The sequence below is a fragment of the Methylobacter sp. S3L5C genome (assembly GCF_022788635.1).
Lineage (GTDB): Bacteria > Pseudomonadota > Gammaproteobacteria > Methylococcales > Methylomonadaceae > Methylobacter_C.
In genome coordinates, this window is sequence record NZ_CP076024.1 from 481,486 (window position 1) to 504,238 (window position 22,753).

At 41.1% G+C, this 22,753-nt stretch carries 26 protein-coding genes; 12 read left to right on the forward strand and 14 right to left on the reverse strand.

Annotated features, from left to right (window positions below; genetic code table 11):
* Positions 1-154 precede the first annotated feature (154 nt).
* The gene (locus tag KKZ03_RS02290) at positions 155-1,120 is read right to left on the reverse strand and encodes an ABC transporter substrate-binding protein (RefSeq protein WP_243219786.1); all 966 of its coding nucleotides are present in this window, start codon (positions 1,118-1,120) and stop codon (positions 155-157) included.
* A 419-nt stretch (positions 1,121-1,539) separates the two neighbouring features.
* Here KKZ03_RS02290 and KKZ03_RS02295 point away from each other — a divergent pair, with 419 nt between their 5' ends.
* Positions 1,540-2,883 (forward strand): PepSY domain-containing protein, encoded by a 1,344-nt coding sequence (locus tag KKZ03_RS02295; protein ID WP_243219787.1) that lies wholly within the window; start codon positions 1,540-1,542, stop codon positions 2,881-2,883.
* 171 nt (positions 2,884-3,054) lie between these two features.
* On the opposite strand, the gene KKZ03_RS02300 is transcribed toward KKZ03_RS02295, so the two are convergent.
* The 12 genes from KKZ03_RS02300 to def form a co-directional block, all read right to left on the reverse strand.
* Positions 3,055-3,252: a winged helix-turn-helix domain-containing protein gene (locus tag KKZ03_RS02300; RefSeq protein ID WP_243219788.1), complete on the reverse strand. Its 198-nt coding sequence runs from the start codon at positions 3,250-3,252 to the stop codon at positions 3,055-3,057.
* 33 nt (positions 3,253-3,285) lie between these two features.
* A complete protein-coding gene (gene minE, locus KKZ03_RS02305) occupies positions 3,286-3,552 on the reverse strand; it encodes a cell division topological specificity factor MinE (RefSeq protein ID WP_243219789.1) in 267 nt (88 codons plus the stop codon).
* Positions 3,552-4,361, reverse strand: a complete 810-nt coding sequence (minD, locus tag KKZ03_RS02310; RefSeq protein ID WP_243219790.1) for a septum site-determining protein MinD — start codon at positions 4,359-4,361, stop codon at positions 3,552-3,554. The genes minE and minD overlap by 1 nt, the downstream gene beginning before the upstream one ends.
* A gap of 16 nt (positions 4,362-4,377) precedes the next feature.
* Entirely contained in the window at positions 4,378-5,139 is a 762-nt protein-coding gene (gene minC / locus KKZ03_RS02315) for a septum site-determining protein MinC (protein ID WP_243219791.1), read from the reverse strand.
* A 294-nt stretch (positions 5,140-5,433) separates the two neighbouring features.
* On the reverse strand, positions 5,434-5,826 hold the full coding sequence (gene rpsI, locus KKZ03_RS02320) for a 30S ribosomal protein S9 (RefSeq protein WP_243219792.1): 393 nt from the start codon (positions 5,824-5,826) through the stop codon (positions 5,434-5,436).
* A gap of 11 nt (positions 5,827-5,837) precedes the next feature.
* Positions 5,838-6,266, reverse strand: coding sequence for a 50S ribosomal protein L13 (gene rplM / locus KKZ03_RS02325; RefSeq protein ID WP_243219793.1), 429 nt, complete (start codon positions 6,264-6,266; stop codon positions 5,838-5,840).
* A 247-nt stretch (positions 6,267-6,513) separates the two neighbouring features.
* On the reverse strand, positions 6,514-7,872 hold the full coding sequence (locus tag KKZ03_RS02330) for a sigma-54 dependent transcriptional regulator (RefSeq protein ID WP_243219794.1): 1,359 nt from the start codon (positions 7,870-7,872) through the stop codon (positions 6,514-6,516).
* Between the two features lie 16 nt (positions 7,873-7,888).
* Complete coding sequence (locus KKZ03_RS02335) at positions 7,889-10,036, reverse strand: ATP-binding protein (RefSeq protein WP_243219795.1); 2,148 nt, start codon at positions 10,034-10,036, stop codon at positions 7,889-7,891.
* Entirely contained in the window at positions 10,018-10,566 is a 549-nt protein-coding gene (locus KKZ03_RS02340) for a DUF4390 domain-containing protein (RefSeq protein ID WP_243219796.1), read from the reverse strand. Before KKZ03_RS02340 ends, KKZ03_RS02335 begins: the two co-directional genes overlap by 19 nt.
* On the reverse strand, positions 10,567-11,853 hold the full coding sequence (gene rsmB, locus KKZ03_RS02345) for a 16S rRNA (cytosine(967)-C(5))-methyltransferase RsmB (RefSeq protein WP_243219797.1): 1,287 nt from the start codon (positions 11,851-11,853) through the stop codon (positions 10,567-10,569). It lies immediately after the preceding gene.
* A 7-nt stretch (positions 11,854-11,860) separates the two neighbouring features.
* A complete protein-coding gene (gene fmt / locus KKZ03_RS02350) occupies positions 11,861-12,814 on the reverse strand; it encodes a methionyl-tRNA formyltransferase (RefSeq protein ID WP_243219798.1) in 954 nt (317 codons plus the stop codon).
* Between the two features lie 2 nt (positions 12,815-12,816).
* Complete coding sequence (gene def, locus KKZ03_RS02355) at positions 12,817-13,323, reverse strand: peptide deformylase (protein ID WP_243219799.1); 507 nt, start codon at positions 13,321-13,323, stop codon at positions 12,817-12,819.
* Positions 13,324-13,474: 151 nt separating this feature from the next.
* Between def and KKZ03_RS02360 the strand changes: the two genes are divergently transcribed.
* Entirely contained in the window at positions 13,475-15,091 is a 1,617-nt protein-coding gene (locus tag KKZ03_RS02360; RefSeq protein ID WP_243219800.1) for a site-specific integrase, read from the forward strand.
* A gap of 184 nt (positions 15,092-15,275) precedes the next feature.
* On the opposite strand, the gene KKZ03_RS02365 is transcribed toward KKZ03_RS02360, so the two are convergent.
* The gene (locus KKZ03_RS02365) at positions 15,276-15,500 is read right to left on the reverse strand and encodes a hypothetical protein (RefSeq protein WP_243219801.1); all 225 of its coding nucleotides are present in this window, start codon (positions 15,498-15,500) and stop codon (positions 15,276-15,278) included.
* Positions 15,501-15,685: 185 nt separating this feature from the next.
* Here KKZ03_RS02365 and KKZ03_RS02370 point away from each other — a divergent pair, with 185 nt between their 5' ends.
* From KKZ03_RS02370 to KKZ03_RS02415, 10 genes are all read left to right on the forward strand, one after another.
* Complete coding sequence (locus tag KKZ03_RS02370; protein WP_243219802.1) at positions 15,686-16,357, forward strand: recombinase family protein; 672 nt, start codon at positions 15,686-15,688, stop codon at positions 16,355-16,357.
* A gap of 272 nt (positions 16,358-16,629) precedes the next feature.
* A complete protein-coding gene (locus tag KKZ03_RS02375) occupies positions 16,630-16,902 on the forward strand; it encodes a hypothetical protein (protein WP_243219803.1) in 273 nt (90 codons plus the stop codon).
* Complete coding sequence (locus tag KKZ03_RS02380) at positions 16,895-17,203, forward strand: hypothetical protein (protein WP_243219804.1); 309 nt, start codon at positions 16,895-16,897, stop codon at positions 17,201-17,203. Before KKZ03_RS02375 ends, KKZ03_RS02380 begins: the two co-directional genes overlap by 8 nt.
* Before the next feature lie 169 nt (positions 17,204-17,372).
* Positions 17,373-18,302: a hypothetical protein gene (locus KKZ03_RS02385; RefSeq protein WP_243219805.1), complete on the forward strand. Its 930-nt coding sequence runs from the start codon at positions 17,373-17,375 to the stop codon at positions 18,300-18,302.
* A gap of 418 nt (positions 18,303-18,720) precedes the next feature.
* Positions 18,721-18,987 (forward strand): hypothetical protein, encoded by a 267-nt coding sequence (locus KKZ03_RS02390; RefSeq protein ID WP_243219806.1) that lies wholly within the window; start codon positions 18,721-18,723, stop codon positions 18,985-18,987.
* Between the two features lie 37 nt (positions 18,988-19,024).
* Positions 19,025-19,540 carry a hypothetical protein gene (locus tag KKZ03_RS02395; RefSeq protein WP_243219807.1) on the forward strand — a complete coding sequence of 172 codons (516 nt, stop codon included), beginning with the start codon at positions 19,025-19,027 and terminating at the stop codon, positions 19,538-19,540.
* A gap of 78 nt (positions 19,541-19,618) precedes the next feature.
* Positions 19,619-19,792 (forward strand): hypothetical protein, encoded by a 174-nt coding sequence (locus KKZ03_RS02400; RefSeq protein ID WP_243219808.1) that lies wholly within the window; start codon positions 19,619-19,621, stop codon positions 19,790-19,792.
* Positions 19,793-19,972: 180 nt separating this feature from the next.
* Positions 19,973-21,088, forward strand: coding sequence for a LysM peptidoglycan-binding domain-containing protein (locus tag KKZ03_RS02405; RefSeq protein ID WP_243219809.1), 1,116 nt, complete (start codon positions 19,973-19,975; stop codon positions 21,086-21,088).
* Positions 21,089-21,138: 50 nt separating this feature from the next.
* On the forward strand, positions 21,139-22,191 hold the full coding sequence (gene dprA / locus KKZ03_RS02410; RefSeq protein WP_243219810.1) for a DNA-processing protein DprA: 1,053 nt from the start codon (positions 21,139-21,141) through the stop codon (positions 22,189-22,191).
* A 20-nt stretch (positions 22,192-22,211) separates the two neighbouring features.
* Positions 22,212-22,679, forward strand: coding sequence for a DUF494 family protein (locus tag KKZ03_RS02415; protein ID WP_243219811.1), 468 nt, complete (start codon positions 22,212-22,214; stop codon positions 22,677-22,679).
* Positions 22,680-22,753: the final 74 nt, after the last annotated feature.

Genomic DNA, 22,753 nt, shown 5'->3' on the forward strand with positions numbered 1-22,753 from the left:
AAAAATTATAATTTTATTAATGAAAATACGATGTATTTATAGAAAAAACTTAACAGAATAGAGTTGACACGCTTTTAACCTCATGTTTATTGTTGCTCTCGAGATTTTTATAGTGCCCCTTTAAAATACTGCTAATCATCTAAACGAATCGATGTTATTTGTAGGACCAAAATGTACCGGGCTGCAGACTTTCTGACACCCCCGTTAACTGGTTGTTACTTAAGGTGCGAAGCATCGTATAAATACGGGTAGCTGCTTGCTCCTCCCTTTCACCCCATTGTTCAATACCACCTTCGCAATAACGCTGGCGCATTAAAGCTTGGGTAGAAACATCATCCGTATGGAGCAAAGGAATAATTTTTAGCCAGGCAGCATCAGAAGTACAGAGCTGGTTTTTAGCTTGCTTGCTGGCTTTAAAAAAATCGCTGACAACCTGCTTATGGTTTTCAGCCCAACTTTGCTTAAACACATAACCAATACTGGGGACATTTTCATTGATGCCTAACGCTTTTAAAATACCTTGGCCGTCAATAATTTTCCGATAACCCTGCGCCTCAAGCCTAGCGGCAAAGTGCCAATAAGTGAGCACAGCATCAACACGATCTTGTTTGATTTGCTCATTAATTAACGGCGGTGCACCAAACGTCTTTTCAACAGAGACATTCAAATCCAACTGCTCTTTTTGTGCCAATGCCTGCAACAATAACCAGTTTTTATCCAGCTCGCCACCGGCGATACCCAAGCGCGTACCTTTAAGGTCCGCTATTGAATGAATAGGACTTTTTTCCGCCACCACTAAAGCGCCGGAGGTGTTTGAATAAGGATAAAAAGTGAAGTCTGCGCCGGTAGCACGACGACTTGAAACCCAAACCCAGTCAGAAACAATCATATCGACAGAGCCTGATTGCAAAGCAATTTTACCCGCTTCTGCATTGGCAAGATGCTGTATTTCAAGTTGAAAATCTGCCAGCTTCACTTGCGGGTTATCTTGTAAAGCCTGCAATTCCCACTCAAGGGTGCCCTGAGCCTGAACACCAATGCGAATGATGGTTTTTTCCGTGGCAAAACTGCTGCATGACAGAAACAAACAAAGACTTATAAAAGCGATATTAAATTTCATAAAGGCTATATGGATAGGCAGTCGCTAAAAGTCTTCCATTCTATCTGGTTCAGACAAAAATGTTTGCACTATTAAAATAAAACAGCAATTCTCATTATGAATAATATTCATAAAATCAGATCGATAACCTGACAAAACCCATAACTTTAAGGCTAGACGTTTTTCCACAGGCATCATTAATATAATTGGAAAATCAAAGCCAAAACAACCACATGACTAATTTATAAATCAAATAAAAGACATAAATTTTGGCACTGCCAACCCACACAAGTTACACAGGAAAATATCAATATAAAATATTGATTTTGATAAAACTTTAATCATATTAATAACTGAAAGACGATATCTGATAAGACAGCAACTCAGGCAGTATGGGATAATGACTTATTTCCTCGCTATCAGATTTCATGAAAAACTCCATGCAACGATTACTCACGCGGGCAACCTGGCTTAAAATCCATCTTTACCTTGCACTAAGTGCCGGCTTTCTCTTTGCACTAATGGGGCTTTCCGGCAGCATTAGCATTTATCGTGAAGCACTGGATGAGCTATTAAATCCACAATTAATTATCGAAGCACCGCAAGGCAACTATCAATCCCTGGATCGAATTATGGCAGCGGTACGCACAGCACACCCAAACCGTTACGGCTCATGGACCCTGGAAATGCCCAGATCCCCCCAAGGCATGATCACCGCCTGGTACGATAAACCCACAGAAACTTTCTTCGAGCTTTATTCGCCACTCATGGTATCGGTCAACCCCTATACCGCCGATGTTGTTATGAGTCGTTTTTGGGGGCAAACCGCCACAACCTGGTTACTTGATTTACATACCCAACTCAGGCTGGATGGCTTTGGTTGGAATGCAATAGGAGTTTCAGGAATATTACTGATAACGTCTTGTGCTACGGGACTTTATTTATGGTGGCCAGGTATAGGAGAAATAAGTCAAGCCTTACAGGTTCGACACAAGGCAGGCATGATGAAACTAGCCTTGGATATGCATCGCTTATTGGGATTATTAAGCGTAGTTGCCTTATTAATACTGGCATTTACCGGCATTCTCCTGAGCTTCCCCTCAGCGCTGGAAGCGTTGGCAGGCTCATCCGGCATGGAACACGGCCAAACCGGCCGCAATATTACCAGTACAGCAATACCTAATAATCGACCTACCGGTTTGGCTGCAGCATCTTTTGTGGCGCAAGGCCCCTTTCCAAAAGCAGAACTCAGACGAGTTACCACGCCAGCTGGCGATACCGGAATTTATCGCATCAACTTACGACAAAGCAGCGAGATCAATTACAGACACCCTTTCACAACTGTATGGGTGGACCGCTGGAGCGGCCAAATCAAGGAAGTAAGAAATCCCGGTAAATTTTCGAAGGGGGAAATTTTTGCCACCTGGATATGGCCATTACATACCGGCGAGGCCTTGGGAACTACCGGCAGATTTATCTGGTTTCTCGCCGGACTTAGTCTTTTCGTTCTTTATTTCAGCGGCTTACTAAGATGGTTATGCCGGAGTGGCTGGGTGCGTGATCGTAAGGTTAATTTTTCAGCATTGCTGCCTTTAATATATAGCCTACAAGGCATGAGCTACCAAGCAATTTCAGGCATTTTTCTACTTATTCGCCTGCTTGCCAAAAAAGCAAAGCAATATGCACCGCATATTAAGATAGCCTATAGTAAGCTTATGGAATGGGTCAGGCAGATATGCTTGCGTACATTACATCGACAAAAACGGATAGACAAAAATAACTAATATTTGCCAAAAAGTTAATCTTAATTACTTTATTAACTGAAAATTTGGTTAGAACTTAAGACCCAATAAGTTATAGAATTTGTGGAATCTGCAAAATAACAACAATCTTTCTGATAAGCGGCAGTAAAAGACAAAAGACATAAGCCTTTTGTCTTTTACTTTTTACCGATGTTATTTCAACGACAATATTTCATTACGACCCACGACTTCAATTACAAGCTTGTCCTCTTTAAGTAACCAGCCAATTGAACGCTGAACATCATTTTTATTAATTCCAGTTTCGTTGGTAATTTTAGTTACACTGGCTGATTTATTTTGGTCCAGATATTTCCAGACAGTACCTGCGGCATCACCAATTGAATTAAGCATTATAAGTCACCTGTATTGTATTGATTAAAGTTGTTATGTCTTTTTAGCGGTAAGGTCAGGTAGGACAATATTTAATTCAAGTGTCTCCTGATTTTCATCCTGCTCAAAACTAACAGAAATGGCATCCTGCCCTACGTTAATATACTTCTGTATCACTTCCAGCAATTCTTTTTGTAATTGCGGAAGATAAGACGGCTGACTAAGTGAAGATCGTTCATGAGCAACCAGAATTTGCAGCCTTTCCTTTGCAAGGGATGCGGATCCAACTTTAGAGGACCTAAAATAATCAAGTAAACTCATTACCTGCTCCCGAAAAAATTCCTAAAAAACCCTTTTTTATCCTCGATAAAGCGATGTGGTCTATTTTCACCTAAATAACGGGCAATAATATCTGCATAGGCTTGGCCAGCATCACTTTTCTCATCAAGAATAACAGGGGTACCTGAATTTGATGCATTTAATACTGATTTTGATTCTGGAATAACGCCCAATAAATGCAGCGATAAAATATCCTGCACATCATCGACACTAAGCATTTCACCCAATTTTACTCTTTCTGGCGAATAACGGGTTAATAGCAAATATTCTTTAATAGGCTCTTCATTTTGCTCTGCCCGACGTGATTTACTGGCTAAAATCCCCAGCATACGATCCGAATCCCGCACTGAAGAGACTTCGGGGTTGGTTACGACAAAGGCATCGTCGGCAAAATACATGGCTAAATGAGCGCCTTTTTCAATACCGGCAGGAGAATCACAGACTATATATTTGAAATCCTTTTTTAGCTCCTCTAAAACCCTACCAACACCTTCCTGACTTAAAGCATCTTTGTCGCGTGTTTGTGAAGCAGGCAGTATGTAAAGTAAATTACAGTTTTTATCCCGAATCAAAGCCTGGTTAAGCGTCGCTTCTCCATTAATGACATTAACAAAGTCATAAACCACGCGGCGCTCACAGCCCATTATTAAATCCAGATTACGCAAACCTACATCAAAGTCAATGACCGCTGTTTTATGACCTTTTTTTGCAAGTCCCATGGCAATTGCAGCGCTGGTTGTTGTTTTACCAACGCCGCCTTTACCGGATGTTACGACTATGATTCTTGCCACAAAATATTCCTCTACGTTAATGGTGTTGCACAATATCTTTGATAATTAATGCTTGGTCTTGTAAATAAATCTGAACAGGCTTATTGCGTACGGATTCATTTAAATCCTCACTGATTTTATAATTACCGGCAATAGAAATAAGCTCAGCCTGTAAATCAAAACAAAAAATCCGTGCTTCAGTATTCCCCCGTACACCAGCCAAAGCCCGACCCCTTAAGGTATTATAAACATGGATATTACCCTCGGCCATAATTTCAGCACCCGCACTAACCTGAGATAAAATAACCAAATCTCCTGCCGTGTAAATACGTTGCCCGGAACGAATAGGCTGAGTAATTAGTGTCGTTGTAATGACCTCTATATCCATGTCCGAGTCTGTTTTCGGCCCTGAAACCGGAGCAATAGCTTTTTGCTTTTTATTTTCGGCCAATACTCCGTCACTATGGCCTGCATAAACAGGAATACGTTGCTCTAATGCCTTTTCATTCTGCTGTACATTGCCACCACGTATACCTATCGGAAATAAACCACAACGACGAATAATATCGGTAAGCCCTACAATATCAATGTTGTATTTATGTTTATTTATTTCCTGCAAGTCCAGCACCAAAGGCGAATTTCTAAAAAACTCTGGAGCCAAATTGATTTTTTCTTGAAGTTGCTGTTCGATAACAACCAAATCATCGCTAGATAAGACTAAAACAGGCACTGAAAAAGTACTGCTCTTAAATTCTAACGCGAGCGACATATTAGGTGTTTTTTGAGGGTCTATCGACATCCGTTAAATCTACTTAATGATTGATTTTGAATTTTAGCATTGCTGATAAAAAAAATCATCCTCGACGTGCCAATAGTTAATTTTATGACACAGAAAAAATAGATTTTTTGTCATCCGTAATAATTAAATCACTGAATGCACGCATGAGAAAATCAGCAATAATTAATCTTGGACTAACTACGCGATCTTTATTTATTTATTTATTTAACTCATAAAAAAGGGTCACATCCTTGCGAATGCGACCCTTTTTATTTTATAACGAGTAACTGACGTTACCTGTCACGATATAACTGCTTAACGTTTCGAGTACTGTGGACGTTTTCTGGCTTTATGCAAACCAACTTTTTTACGCTCTACAATACGCGAGTCACGAGTCACAAAACCCGCTTTTCTTAGGGCTGGACGCAATGTTTCGTCATATACCATCAATGCACGTGTCAAGCCATGACGAATAGCACCCGCCTGACCAGAAGGACCGCCACCTTTAACAATCACATTGATATCAAATTTGGCTACCATATCAACACATTCAAGTGGTTGACATGAAACCATCTGATCAGTTTTACGACCAAAGTAATCTTCGATAGTTTTTTTGTTAATAGTGATTTTTCCAGTGCCTGATGTTGCGTAAACGCGTGCTATTGCACTTTTACGACGACCTGTTCCGTAATACTGAGCTGCTGCCATGGTCTACTCGCTTATAATTCTAAAACTTTTGGCTGTTGGGCCTGATGATCGTGTTCAGGTCCTGCATACACTTTCAATTTCTTGAACATTGCACGGCCTAGTGGATTGTTTGGCAACATGCCTTTAACCGCAGTAGTAAGAATACGATCGGGGAACGTTTGTCTTAGCTTACCCAGGGTAATGGTTTTCAGATTACCAATATAACCTGTATGGTGTTGATATAGTTTATTTTTTTCTTTATTGCCAGTGACGCCGATTTTTTCTGCGTTTACAACAATAATATAATCACCGGTATCAACGTGCGGTGTGTATTCTGGTTTGTGTTTGCCACGAAGACGGAGTGCAATTTCAGAAGCAAGGCGACCCAGCGTCTTCCCATCTGCATCAACTACATACCAATCGCGCTTAACTTCTGCTGCTTTCGCACTAAATGTTTTCATCGTTACTTAGTCTTTCTCTAAAGGCTCAATAAAAGAGCGAGAATTTTACTAAACATTGCCGTTTTTTTCAATGTTTATTTATAATTTAGGTACGAGAAGCAGGATGTAAAAATCTTTGCATCTACTTTATTATTTATTACCGAATGTAAATCACGGTAAAAACAAATTTAATCCATACCTACCTATCCGTTAAATTATATAGCATTACCACTTCTTTAATCAAGTTGTAAATATACTTATACTCAATTTATAACTTGATATTTAACGAATGTAATTTACGATAAAGGTGAGTTCGCTCCATCCCAACTGCAGCCGATAACTTTGCAACACTACCACCTGTCCGCTCAAAATGATATTCCAGATAGGCTTTTTCAAAATGATCTCGTGCGTCCTTTAACGATAAATTGAAGAACTCGGGAACTGATGGTGATGCAACATCACTCACTACCGACCCCAATGCCGATTTTACTTCATCCAATTCTATTTCTTCGCCAACACCCAAGATCATTAAACGCTGCACCAGGTTTTTTAATTCCCGCACATTGCCACGCCAACTATAATTACGTAAAAAATTCTGTGTAGCCATAGAAAATTTTCGAAAAGGCAGCTTATCCTGATTAACAAAATAATCAACATAAAAACTTAGCAATCCCGGCACATCCTCACTATGCTCACTCAATGGTGGAATATTAAGAGTAACTTCATTAAGCAGATAATATAAATCCTGCCTGAATCGCCCGGACTTGACTTCCTCATCCATGGTAATCCGGGTTGATGCGACCACTCTGACATCAACGCGCACAGACTCACTACCGCCCACACGCAAAAAAGAACTTGATTCCAAAGCGCTAAGCAACCTTAACTGGGTTTCCTTGTCCATGCCGGCTATTTCACTTAGGAACAGCGTTCCTTTATGCGCCCTTTCCAATAAACCAGGATAAATTTTACCCTGGCTTTCTTTACCAAAAAACTCTACTGCCGAATTTTCTGGCGATATGCTTCCTACTGCGACATCAATAAAAGAACCATTTCGATGCGTACTGTTGTTATGCAAATATCGCGCATACAACTCCTTCCCAACACCCGCTTCACCGATAAACAATACTCGGGTATCATGTTGAGCCAGCCGCTTTAATTGATCTTTAATTCTGGCGACAGTAGCGCTCTTACCGATCGGTTCAATATCAACAACCAATTGCTTTCGTAGACCGGCATTTTCTATTTGAAGATTACCCGCCTCCAATGCCCTTTCAACAATTAATAATAATTTTGCCAGCGACAAGGGCTTTTCAAGAAAATCATAAGCACCCAACCGGGTCGCTTCAACAGCTGCTTCTACCGAGCCATGCCCTGACATCATGACCACAGGACACAACATGGAATCCTCATCAACCCATTCTTTTAACAAAGTAATACCATCCGTATCGGGCATCCAGATGTCGAGTAATATCAAGTTGGGTTGTTGGGATTTTTTTAATTCTCGGGCAGTACTTGCATTTTCAGCCATAGCAACTTGATAGCCTTCATCTTCGAGTATTTCGCAAACCAACCTGCGAATATCCGGCTCATCATCTACAACTAAAATACGCGGTGTGTTTACATTCATAATGTTTTAAAGCTGTTTAAGAGTTACATGCAGGGAGCTGGATTATAAAACCCGCACCCACCTTACGACTGGTGTCAATCCAGATTGCACCGCCATGTTCTTCAATTATTTTTTTCACGATCGCCAACCCCAGACCAGTACCTTTAGCTTTAGTAGTCACATAAGGCTCAAAAATCTTCTCCATCTGCCCTTCTTTAATACCCGGCCCATCATCATAAAGCGCTATTTCTATAAAATCAGTGTTATTTTTCTGCACCCTGTGCAGACTTATTTCAATCAACCCATGAGCGCCTATAGCTTCCAAGGCATTTTTTATCAAATTATGAAGCATCTGCCTGATACTAACCGGATCGCCATTAATCATCAGTAAGCCAGTCTCATAATCAGCTTTAAATTTAACTTCCGATTTTAATGCATAAAGCGCCAATACTTCCTGAACCAAGCCCGGCAAATCAATATCTACTGTCTGCTTTTTGGAAGGTTTCGCGTATTCAGAAAAATCATCGACCATTTCTTTCATCGCTTCAACCTGCTGCACGATAATCTTTGTTGACCGTTGTAAAATATCAGCATCAACAGGCTTCAGCTTGTCGGCCAACTTATGCTGTAATCTTTCTGCCGATAGCTGAATGGGCGTTAACGGGTTTTTAATCTCATGAGCCAAGCGCCGAGCGACTTCGCCCCAGGCAGCATTCTTCTGAGCCTGAATCAAATCAGTCACATCATCAAAAACAACCACAGCGCCAACGCAAAAACCTTCTTGCGAGAATAGCGGCGTCCCACGGCACAACAATTCCTGCCGACCATTAGGGCCTAAAAAAGCAATCCGTTGCTGCCAGATATCATCCGCCTGCTCCACTAATCGCTGAATTGATTTTAACGGCTCCGCCAACTCGGAATAGTTCTGCACAAGCTCCAATAAAGTACGCCCAATAAACTGATTAACATGAATATGAAATATCCGGTAAGCAGCTTGGTTAGCCGTACGAATTTTGTACAACGCATCAAAACTAATTACACCGGCAGTTAAATTCGCCAAAATTGTTTCCAGATAAGCCCTTTGATTTTCTACTTCAAAACCAACTTTTCTGGTCTCATCACGAGCCACAGCGATACGATGAGTCATCTCATTAAATGACTCAACCAGGAAACCCAGATCGTCCTGCGCCATAACGGGTAACTGCTGATCATAATGTCCGGAAGCCACAGCTTGCGTACCTTTAACCAGTTCTTTTACTGGCGCGGTAATATTACGGATACTAATAAAAGCCACCCATATTGCTGCCAATAAACTCATTAACAAGACCAATGAAAGCGCCAACGAGAAACTCATTTTTAATGAGTTTCTTAAATAATTCATTTCTTGGTAGCGGACAAAAGCAAACTCAACCGAATCAGCCAAATCCGCAATCCTTACTGGTACAGGATATAGCGCTTGTAAATATTGCGGCTCCTGCGTTTTAACCGTAACAATAACACGGATCATCAATTCTTCTTCGTGTATCGGTGCCAAAGCGACATAAACAGAATTCTGACGTAACTGCAACCAGATATGCTCATCGGGTAAACTCGGCAAAATATCACCGGGATTAATACTACTTGAAGCAATAATACGACCCTGACGAGAAAAAAGAGTCATCTCCAAAGCGCCGGAAATTTGACGCAAATTTTCCATTTCCAGAACCACCATGTTTTCAGGTGAATATTCCAACCTTTGCGTCAATTGCTGCATCTGCTTCAAATGCCAGCGCATGCGTTGATCCAGTGAAGATTGACTCAGCTCCAGCGCATCTTCCATGGCCCGATCTATTTCAACATTAAACCAACTATCAATGCCTTGATGCAAAAATTGCATGGAGAAATAAAACACAATAACGGCTGGTGCCAAAGCCAAAACGACGAACAAAGATACCATTCGGGTGGTTAACCGCGACCCCGCTTCACGTCTTTTGGTGTGCTGAATCAACGAATATATATTGGCACCAACCAATATCAGTAATACAACAGAACCCAGAGCATTGAAAAGTAGCAACCATGAATACATTGCATTCAACTGTGATGATTCCTGCATGGCTGAACTCATCAATTGCAACGACAACAAAATCAGACCAAACAGGACTAAAACAGATAAATTAACCGGGAGTTTTATTTTTTTAGAGGCCATAGCGTCCATTCACTGGATAAGTACCATTGCCGATCAATATAGGTAATCGTCCGCAAAGGTAAAGGCAACGCATCACGATCAAAACTGATTTTCATCGCGCACAGATACTGTTTTTGAGGGATGAGCATTGCCTTATCCATCACATGAAAATCTCGTACCGCAGACATTAAATCAAGCGCTGCAGACAGCATGGAAAAATTATAAACCTCACCACTGCCCTCATTTCTGACCCGATACATATTCAATAAAGCGTGATATTGAAGACGATAACGTAATGTCGTATCGACCAGCGTTTTATCCCAGACAATATCGCGGTGCTGCAGCATTTTGACTTGAATATCCCAGAACAAAGGCACGCCGTTTTGTAGCGCCTCTTTTGCTTTTTCGCTGAGTTGATAAACAATATCCGCAGATAACACATAACTGTTACCTTCCAAGGTTATCTCTGCTTGTTTGACTTCTGCGGTAAATTCGTTGGCGTAACTTAAAAAGGGCAGCAGTCCAATGATAAAACAGCATAACAAAGGCACTTATTGCTTCCTGATACGCGCATAATAAAATCCATCCATTGCCGATTCACCAGTCATAATTTGCCGGCCATGACTTCCAGAAAAACCCCAAACAGCATCAATAGGTAATTCAACTGCATCGGGATGCTCTGCTAAAAACACCTCAATTTGCTGTTCATTTTCCTGCTTTAGAATCGAGCAGGTCGCATAAAGCATTATTCCCCCGGGGGCTAATAGCGGCCAGACAGCGCGCAGAATGTTTTGTTGCAAAGTCTGTAACGGTTTGATGTCCTCAGCTCTACGTAGTAACTTAATATCAGGATGACGACGAATAACACCCAATGCTGAACAAGGTGCGTCCAATAGAATGCGTTCAAAAAGCTGACCATCCCACCAATCTTGAGGACTTGCTGCATCGCCTACGACCAGTTTGGCGGATAGCTTCAAGCGCTGCAAATTGTCGCTGACTCGCTGCATGCGAAATGCATCAATATCAACCGCCACCAATTCTTTTAATTGCGCCTGCTGCTCAAGAATATGCGCTGTTTTTCCGCCGGGCGCAGCACACACATCCAAAACCCGCTGCCCCGCTTTAACGTCCAACAACCCCGCCGCCAGTTGCGCAGCAGCATCCTGAACAGAGATAACACCGTCAGCAAAGCCAGGTAACAGGTCAACAGCTACCGGCTTATCCAAAATAATAGCCGAAGGACAGAAACTGACCGCTACCGCTCCTATACCCTGGTCACTTAATTGCTGCAAATATCGATCCTGACTGGTATGTGCCAAATTCACACGTAACGTCATTGGTGGCTGCTGATTATTTTCCAGAAAAATTTGCTGCGCCTGTTGCGACCAATCCTGCTCAATTTGTTTGATAAGCCAGCCAGGATGACTCACTGCTGAAAATTGCACGTTATCGGCTTTCTGCTCAAGCTCTTCTTGCTCTCTCAGATAGCGTCGAAGCAAGGCATTTATCAGCGCTTTAGCCCATGGTTTTTTTCGGGCTGCCAACACGGTTTCAGAAACAGCGGCATGAGGCTTTACCCGCATGTATTTAAGCTGATATAAACCCACTAAAGCCAGAGCCTTAACATCCTGATCTTTGAGTGGTTTATCGAGTAATTGGCTTAAAATAAAATCCAAACGATGATAACTCCTACAAACGCCATAGCATAAAGCCTGTATGAATGCTTTGTCTTTAACTGAATCAACAGTTTGTAAAGCGGAATCCAGCGCCGCCGTTAACGACTGCCCATCTTGTATAACGCGAGACAATACCCGCGCTGCGATCAATCGACTATTCACTGTGCGTTCAACCTACGACTGCAGGGATGCAGGAGCTATTGCCAAGCTTGATGCCATTAACATCATGGGCATTTAGAAACGCCTGAGTCGATATGCGTTTCCCTCCAGGAAGCTGAACTTCATGTAAACGTAACAGCCCTTTTCCGGTTGCCACATCCATATTTTTATTGTTACAACTGACCATACCCGGCTCTAATTCAGTATCCAGCGCTATCGCTTCTGCTTGCCAGATTCGCAATACATTATCCTGATAAAGCGTCTGCGCGACAGGCCAGCCATTTAAACCTCTAACTTTAAGTTCCAAGCTATCGGCTGGTTGCGCCCAATCAATAGTCGCCTCAATTTTTGTTAGTTTTTCGGCATAAGTGACCAAACTTTCATCTTGTGGCTCTGCATGAATAGCTCCGGCGTCCATTTCCACCAGCACTTTACTCAAACCTGTCGCGCCCAATTGGGCTAATTTATCATGTAAACTGCTGGCCGTATCTTTAGCATCAATGACATATTCTTCCTTGTGTAACATATCACCTGCATCCAACTTAAGCGCTATCTGCATAATGGTCACACCGGTTTTTTCGTCACCCGCCATTAATGCTCGTTGAATAGGCGCAGCGCCGCGCCAACGCGGCAATAATGAACCATGAACATTAATACAACCCAACCTGGGAGCATCCAATACCGCTTGCGTTAAAATCACACCATAAGCAACCACAACTATCAGATCAGCATTAAGTGATAGTAATTGCTGGAAATCTTCATCCGTCTTGAGATTGGCAGGCTGAAACACAGGAATTTCGTGCTTTAAGGCCAACGCCTTAACCGGACTTACGTGTAACTGCCGCCCCCTGCCAGCTGGTCGGTCAGGCTGGGTATAGACAGCACAGATATCATGTTTGGAAGCCAGCAGCATTTGCAAACTGGGTACAGCAAAGTCCGGTGTTCCGGCAAAAATAATCTTCATACTTAGCTATTGTCCATTTTATGAATTTTTTCCAACTTTTTCTTGATGCGCTGCCTTTTTAAGGGCGAAATATAATCAACAAACAATTTTCCGTTCAAGTGATCAATTTCATGCTGCACGCAAACCGCCAATAACTCCGTCGCATCAAATTCAAAAGACTGACCATCTCTATTGAGTGCTTTTACCCTGATATGCTCTGCCCGATTGACCTTTTCAAAAAAACCAGGCACAGAAAGACAGCCCTCTTCCGACTCTTTGATGCCGTCTTTTTCAATGATCTCAGGATTTATCAAGAATAAGGGCTCATCTTTTTCTTCACTGACATCAATAACAACAATCCGTTGGTGTATATCAACCTGGGTAGCAGCCAAGCCTACGCCATGCGAGTAATACATTGTTTCAAGCATATCATCGACTAACCTTCTAATTTTATCATCGACCGTTTTTACAATTACGGCTTTCTTGCGTAATCGCTCGTCCGGAAACTCGAGAACAGTTAAAATACTCAACAAACTCTCCACTAAAAATAATTGAATACTGGAATTCTATAGTCTTTGGTTTATCCGGTCAACACCATAGTTCTTGGGGGTTAAGGGGTTAGTTCTTGCGGTGTCACGCTTAGGGCACGCACAACCCTAATACATCACGAGGGCTAAAAATATGAGCAGCACTAATTTTATGTGCAAGAATAGACACGGCATGTACTACGCCAGATTCATTATCCCCAAATCATTACTACAGCACTTTGACAATAAAAAGGAGGTTCGACGATCACTACAAACCGACAGTCGAAAACTCGCTATCAAAAGAGCAAGGGCGTATCGAGTCGAGTTTGAGAAAATCGTTGATGAATTAATGAATAACAAACCAATGGAAACGCGTCTAATCACCTTCATTGATTTAAGCATGAATCCTGTAACAGTCGATACAGGCGATGATAAACAAGATGCAGAGCTTTATAACTTAATAAAGCCAACAGAAACCGAAGAGGAACGTACAACAAGGCTCAAACATGCCGAAGAGGAACGTACAACAAGGCTCAAACATACCGAAGAGATACACCAAGCCCAACTTAGAGCCATTGCAGCGCCAGCAGCGTTAACGACCCCAGCTAAACTAATCAATCCTAAAACATTATCAGAATACTTTGTCGATTACGTCAAGTATCAAACCACCGACGGCATTAAAGGTGGATGGATAGCAACCTCGACGGTAAAAAAAATAGGGCTTTTAAAACCTTTCCTTTTAGTTTGTGATAAACCAGCGGCCTTGTTCGATTGGGACAACGCAAGGGAATATATTAAAATTGCACACGCTATACCTCCCAGCTTCTTCGAGAACGGACAGATAGCCAAACGATTTAATAAGGCAGGTCTAACACTAGACATGTTACTTGACGACAATATCGATACATCATCTTATGAAACAAGAACGCCAAGTTCCATTGGTGGCGATATTAAAACAGTGCGGTCGTTCTTAAACTGGATAAAGACAGAGGAACGCGTAAAGGAGCTGGGGGACGCAATAGAAGCGTTTGACCATGCAACCAAGCGGATTAGTTCAGAATCAAACAGACGCGCCTTTAATCAAGATGAACTGAAAGCCCTATTTCAAGATGATAGTCCAGGGCGGGAAAATTACGTCAAGGGCTTTAATTCATTTCGCGGTATCGATGCTAATTTTAAATACTGGTTGCCATTACTGGGGCTATATACAGGCGCGGCTTTGTCTGAATTGTGCCAACTTCATTTAAGCGACATCAGAAAACATAACGCGTTCGATAATTCAGAGCATTGGATTATAGATTTTAATGTGAACCCTGATGACGAAGACAGCCGCTTTAAAAACAAATACAGACCACGACTAATCCCAATTCATAAAGCCTTAATTGATCTTGGATTTACTAACTACGTCAACGGCCAACTACAAAAAGGCGAAAAGGAACTATTCCCGACAGCACGGAGGAACGTAGGAGAATACGGCCCAGAGTCTTTCGGGCCACAAAGTCAATGGTGGGGAGAATATAGCAGTAATGCAGGCGTTACAGATAAAAATGTTGTGTTCCATTCATTTAAGCATTTATTAGATACTAAACTCTTTAATATGCGTTGTGATAGGGATATAGTAGCGGCCTTTAGTGGTCATTCCATTAACACAATGGCTGGCAATGTTTACCGCACTGGTGGACATCGGGATGCAGACATTGGCCCATTGGTTGAATGGATTAATAAAATAGATTACGGCTTAGTACACCATCCTTTTAAGTTGGTGAAATAACCTAAAAACCCCGTTTTTTTCACTTTTTACCCCGTATTTACCCCTCGACACGCTACAGCCCAATGATTACAGGCTACTTTACTTTCCATATATGAAAGTAAAGTGGTTTTTTGCACTGTAAACGGGGGGTAAACGAACCTCGCACTTTAAAGCATGTGTTCGTTTTTCTAATTAATTTTAAATTCTAGCTCTGCAATACCCCAAGTTTGGAATATAGCGTGCGTTTTATAGCAAGCCGGCACTTGATACACACCAAACATAAATTCAGCCCCCCCCCAATATCGATAGTTAACCACCCACGCACCTTGAATTCATTAAAAAGCTTAACACCAAATACAATGCCTACATCTGGTAGTGAACTTTTAAGTTCGTAGTCTAATACCGCTTTTATCTCATCGATGCTATCCATTGAAAAGTATCCTTGCTGTTACATATTTATGAGTAAGCTTTCATAGGCGCATTACATTAATTTAATTAAAACATAAATCATATACGTATAAATACTTACACTAATCAATGTTAGCACAACCAGCTTTACAAACTGTAAACGACCGTTTATAATTTGTAAAAGGTTAACACAACAGAGCAAAACTAATGAAAGCGATCATCTATACCAGAGTATCAACAGCCGAACAGGGAAAATCAGGATTAGGCTTAAAGGCACAACTTGATTCAGTTACCGAATTTTGCCAAGCTGAAAATATTGAAGTTGTCGCCCACTATGAAGAAACCGAAACCGGCAAAGGTTCTAATGCTTTGGATAAAAGACCGCAATTAGCAGAAGCGTTAAAACATGCTAAAAAAATAGGCGCTCACTTAGTTGTCGCCAAGCTTGACCGCCTAAGTAGAAACGTGGCTTTCATATCATTGTTAATGGAAACCAAAAAAGTCCCTTTCATTGTTGCTCAACTTGGCAAAGATGCCGACCCATTTATGATGCACTTGTACGCGGCTCTGTCAGAAAAGGAACGTAACCTAATCAGTGAACGAACCAAGGCGGCGTTAGCTATCATCAAAAAAGATCCCAATAGATTACCGCTAGGTAACCGAACCAACTTAGACGAAGCAAGGGAAAAATCAAACGCTACTAACAGACATGAAGCGGCTACCTTTGCCAATACAGTAATGGACACCATTCAACAATCAAGAAAGCAAGGAGATTCCCTTCCAGCTATCGCGGCAAAGCTAAACAGCATGGGTGTTAAGACAAGACGCGGCGGCAAATGGTACGCGTCAACAGTAACAAATATTTTAAAACGTGCTTAATTAAACAAGCCCTACTCTGTAACCAATAAGCCGCTAACAGAGCGGCTTTTTTGCGCCTGTAATATTCCCATATGTCGGCAATCCTTGCCAAGAATATTAGTATTTAATTAAATAGTTTTTTACTTGCCCCGCTATTTATCAGGCATTAACCAATCTTGGTAATACTTGCATGTATCAACACGTTGCGTGGTAAATCACAATGGGGTATAACTTACATTTATTAAATACTTATTAAATTCAATAAGTTACATACACTAAAAAAGGATACACTAATGGCAATAAGTACAAAAGACCGATCAGCAGCGTATAGAAAACGGAGAAGCGCAGGGGTTAACCAAGCAATACAATTCACTTTGCCAAAAACGATTATAGAAACGCTTGATAAGTTTATCGGTATCGCTGGAAACTCAAGATCAGAAGTCGTTTCAAATGCACTAATATCATGGGCTTGTGACGCAGTTGAAGCACTGCCAAAGCTTCAGGAATACGAAGCAAAGCGAAAAGAAAAACTTTTAAATCAGCTAAAGGAAAACGAAAATGCTTAATGCAAACGAAGCCGCTGTCTACATTCAAAATTGGGTATCTGCTCACGGATATGACGAGGTGTTCAAAGGATCGACATCGACATTATTAAATGAGTCCCGCCGTGTCTCCCGTCCAAAAGCCAATGCTGGCAAGTATGGCAAAATACCCTATTACCGATTTCTTAACGGTCGTGTTGGGTATCATGTCGAAGACCTGAAACTATTGTGCAATAATTTTATAGCCCCTCATTGCGCCAAGCTAATGGCAATTAAGGCAGCAAAATTAACAGGGCTTGCGTATTATGTTTCGGGCACTATCTAACGCCTATCCCCAGCCGACTAAGTCTTAGATAATAGGCTTTTGATACCTATATGAACTATTCAATGCTCAGCACATTGAAATCTGACCCCTTATAGCTGGGGGATACACAATAAAATGCCTTATCGGGATTCGAGTCCCTTTAAGGCTTTAACATTTGGACAAATGCAGAATGATTATAACAGATTTTTACGAACGCCGGAAAACCAGCGATGCCTTAATAAGCGATTCCGAACTTGAGGTTCTACTATCCACTTTAGACATCGAAAGCGATGCCAATGATTCAAAATTAGCACATAACCGGAACAAAGCTTATCAAAGAAACAAGTTAACAAAAGCAGCCGCAACCGCACAGGCCGCAAGATCTAGCCTGTTAGCAATGACAGCAAAGAACGCCCATATCTGTAATAATATAGCTAACACCCTAAACCTAAACACCTTTAAAGAGACCTTCTTTACAGAAACCCATCACCAAGAATACGAACGATTAAACCCTTTAGTGAAAATATTGCTATCGCAATATCTCATTCACAACCAGCAAAACACCACCTTAAAGGGCTATCCATTCGTTTATAGACTATCCCTTACCCAGCGGCCTAAAGCCGCTGGTAATACATTCAACAAACAGCTACAAAGAAAAATCTCTACCGTATTAAAAAGACCTGTTTTATTTTGGACGTACAAAGAATATGACGGGGATGGATACCGGAACCCAAATAAAATAATCACCCATATTAACGGGGAGATTTTAATAACCTCCAATGAGTTACAAATACTTAAAGAAGCCTTTAAAAAGCTTGCTGGCGGCACGAAAACCATTAACCCCTCATTACCCTACACCATACGCTTTCCAGTAGGCAGTAGAAACAAAAATACAGCAAGGCATGGTAATTTATACAGTGTTTGCAATTGGTGCGCATACGCTGCCAAGCAAGATAAAGAAAGATTGCTAGATTACCGCCGGACTTGCTTTGATTACCAGCTACAAAGAAAACCTATTCCGGCCCCTGATAAAGAGAAGTTTTATTATATCTCTCAAAAACTTAACAATGATGCAAAAGCCTTTTATAACGAAAAAATCAACAAATCTGCCAAAGAATAGTAAGTAACTGGTTACTTATCTTTTTTGAAATCAATAACTTAGAGCTAACTCCCCTTTTATAAACCGTGCTAAATTGCCAGCTCTTAAAAAAATATCTCAAAAAATAACCAAAAAATAACCAAACACTATGGAAAAGATAACACTAGAACAATTAGCAGAAATGATGAAGGTATCATGGTTAACAGACAAAACCAAGATTCATGGAAATATGATAATAAATCGTATTTGTCACGAAGAAAGAGGCTACTTGATTACGGTACAGTCAGAAAGCGGCGCGTTAATGTTTTACAGCAGCTAACCAGCTCAAGTATGAGCCTATCTATTTCAACAGCTTCAAATCTAATGGGCTAAATTTTCAGCCCGACACACAAGCCTCGAAATGCGTGGTACAGTAATTTTTTATAACTTGGAACAATTTATGAACTCAACAACTGAAGACTTTAAAAACAATTATTTGAATGGCGAATGCAGAGCCACAGAAGTGGAATTTATACGTGCAAAGACATCCGAAGCGATGGACGGCGAAGTATGCGGGAGCGAATTGACATTCCCATATTCGGTGCTTAACCCGTTCTATTATGGATTAGCAGACTTAGACAAGGACGACACAGACAAAGACCACGTTCATTATGATGTAAGTGAAATGCTTTCGTTATGGGATTCAATAATCGAGCTGGAAGATTAGACCGGCTCAAAAAATAACAAAAAAGGAGCTAAACACTATGCAAAAATTAACTATTTTAGAAAGACAGTTGAAAGAAATCCAAGAACGTGAAATGGTTAGAATTAGCAACTTAAAAACAGCGTGGCACTACACCACAGGTGAAAAATTTATTAAAATTGTCGAGTCTGGGTTGTTAATTCCAACAAGTATAGGGGTTGAACATCCAGAAAAGCCGATACTTTGGTTTTCGTCCAATCAATATTGGGAGCCAACAGCCTGCAAGGCCATATATGAAAATAATACAATAACTACTTTAACAATGGACGAAACCAAAACTAGAGGGGGCGGCCTCGTTAGATTTGGCTTGCCCTTGAAAGACCTGCACCATTGGAACAAGTTAATAAAGAAGTCAAAAATGTCCGTGAATGTTGCGTTAGGCTTAGAATCAGCAGGAGTTAGGCAAGGTGCAAATCCTAACCACTGGTACGGGCTTACAAAAGCAATCCCGTTGTCAAAATGTCCATATATTGAAGTTATAAAAGATGATCTTTGGGTTAGGGTTAAGCCGGCCTAAATTTTGCCCTATCTATTTTTCAATTCTCGCGGCTTCAGCCATAGCCGCCAAATCTTTACAAATTAACCGGATAATAAAATGAAAACAGAAGTAATCAGCCTTAAAACCATGTGTGCCATCTTGGAAGCGGCAACCATCACTAATACAATCGATCAGGGTCTATTGCTAAGCCATACAATCCAGCATCCAACATTGGGACTTTGCCAAACTATTCAGGCAGATAGCGCTTGCCTTTTAATTTCTCGCTTGTAACCTTCAAAACTTGATGCCAGAATAGCGACATCAATCACCACCATTTAGGTGATACACTTCACCAAAAGAGTTAACTTTTTATCCATAAAAAACAATAACTTAGTGCAATACTGGAATTCTATAGTAATTCATATAAACTTTGAATCCATAACGGCTAAAAAAGACTCGCCAGGTATTAATATGGTTCTTCGAACACTTTTTGTATTAATGAATTTTTCTTTGATTAGTATAAATATATGGGCAGAAGAAATACAAATAAACCCTACTCACCCGGATCAATATACGGTTGTGAAAGGTGATACTTTGTGGGACATCTCCGGTAAATTTTTAAACCGGCCTTGGCAATGGCCTGAACTGTGGAATAACAATGCTCAAATTAAAAATCCACAACTGATTTATCCAGGCGATACTATTTATTTTTCCATCGTCAATGGCAGTCCGCAACTTGACTTGTCCAGAAATGCACAACAAGCTCAATACGAGGTTGATTCTTCCTGTGTTCTTGGCGAAGATGATGTTAAAAATGGTCGAACCAGATTTGCTGTTTCCAAAACCGGAAAGCTTTTACCTTGCATTCGGGAAACACTCATTAAACAAGCGATTAACTTAATTCCTACCGAGTCTATAGCGCAATTTTTAACCTCACCCAAAGTGGTAACCGAAAATGAACTCAACAATGCACCTTATATTATTGATTTCGCAGGCGAGCATCTGATTGCTGGAGCAGGTGATAAAGTTTATGTACGCTCGATAACTCAACCAGAAAGCCGGTCATACACTATTTATCGGGCGGGAGATACCTATGTCAGCCCTGATACCGGCGAAATCCTGGGGTATGATGCGAAATATATCGCCGACACCATCGTGCAACAGCCAGGTGATCCGGCGACGTTAACCATCACTAAATCAAACAGTGAGGTTCGGAAAGGTGACCGTGCCATGCCAAAAAATGAAGACGAGGTCACCTTAAATTATTTTCCAAGGCCTCCCGAAAAAAGCATTAATGGCAGCGTTATAAGCGTGCTGGGAGGAGTTTCTCAAATAGGACTTTATAACATCGTCGTTATAGACAAAGGCTCTAAAGACGGTATTCTTGCAGGCCATGAACTGACCATCTATAGAACAGGAAAAAGCATTAATGACCCTTACAGCACCATTAAAAACGACGTCGTTAAACTACCTGATGAAATTGCCGGCACCCTGATGGTATTTCGTCCCTTTGAGCGTGTCAGTTACGCTCTGGTAATGAAAACGACTCAGGCCATTCACATTTTAGACAAAGTTAAAACACCCTGAATATAAATACGCAACCAAATGACAACGACTTAAAATACTGGCTTGCCCTTTTGCGTACGCCAGGTGTCGGTTGTCGAACATTTCTTGGCCTGCTGAAAACGCATACACCCGCACAATTATTTGCAGAATCGGCATCAGCACTTTCGGCTTTAGGCTTAAAAAGTGATATTATTCATGTAATCAAAAATCCGGACTGGACAATGATTGATTATGATCTATCTTGGCTGGAACAAAAAAACAACCTCGTAATCACCTTTAACGATGCAAATTATCCTTTGCAATTAAAAGAAATTGCCGATCCACCGCCCATTTTGTTTGTGCGCGGAAACCCTGATTTATTGGCATTACCGCAGATTGCCATAGTTGGCAGTCGAAATCCTTCATCTTTAGGAGAAGAAACTGCCTTCAATTTTGCCAAAACACTCAGCCGCCACGGTTTTATTATCACCAGTGGACTGGCTTTAGGTATAGATGCCGCCAGCCATCGAGGCGCGTTAAATGCACAAGGCTTGACTATTGCCGTGGCAGGAACCGGACTGGATCGAGTATATCCTGCCCGGCATAAAGACTTGGCAACCGAAATTGTTAATACCGGCGCGATGATCTCAGAGTTTCCACCTGGCACTAGCGCAAAAGCCAATCATTTTCCCAGACGTAACCGTATCATCAGCGGACTATGCCAAGGCCTTCTGGTTGTTGAAGCCGCCAAGCAAAGCGGTTCGTTAATAACTGCCAGAATGGCTTTAGAACAAAATCGCGAGGTTTTTGCTATTCCAGGCTCTATTCATAATCCTTTGGCACGAGGCTGCAATGCACTTATTCGTAATGGGGCAAAACTTGTTGAAACCACCCAGGATATTCTTGAAGAATTAAATCAATATTATTCACAAGATGAAAAGTTGCTATCATTTACTATGGAATCAACGCTTGACCAAGAGCAAGAAACATTATTGAATCACGTCATGTTTAGCCCAACCTCTATTGATACTCTGGTTGAAAATACCGGCGAATCCGTTGAAGTCATTTCCTCAATGTTACTGATTCTTGAGCTTCAAGGCTATCTGGAAGCAACCGCTGGCGGCTGCTATATGAGAGTAAAATAATTATAAACAACAAACACACTATGAAAGAAAATATTTTTGATGTCCTAATGTATTTATTTGAAAACTATATGGAAGATGAAATTGAAATCCTTCCTGATAGCGACGCCATTAGAACGGAATTACTGGAAGCAGGTTTTGAGTCCTGCGAGGTTAATAAAGCCTTTGATTGGCTTGACTCACTTAGTCTGCAGCGTGCCATAAAGCCAACTGTTGCGCCTGCGTTTCGTATTTTCTGCTCTCAGGAAACAACAAAACTTGATCTTGAATGCCGTAATCTTATTATGTTTCTTGAACAAAATGGCATTTTAAATTCGGCCAATCGGGAAATTGTTATTGATCGGGCAATGGCATTGGAAAATGAAGAAATATCCATGGAAAAGCTGAAATGGATTGTATTAATGATTTTGCTTAGCCAGCCTGATGAAGAAATTGCCTTTTCCAGAATGGAAGATATCGTTTATGATCTTGTCCCTAACTATTTACATTAAGGTAAAAAGATACAAGCTTCAAGGTTAAACAATACCTGCCTTGAGTCTTAAGAACCATAAATCTTCACCTTTTG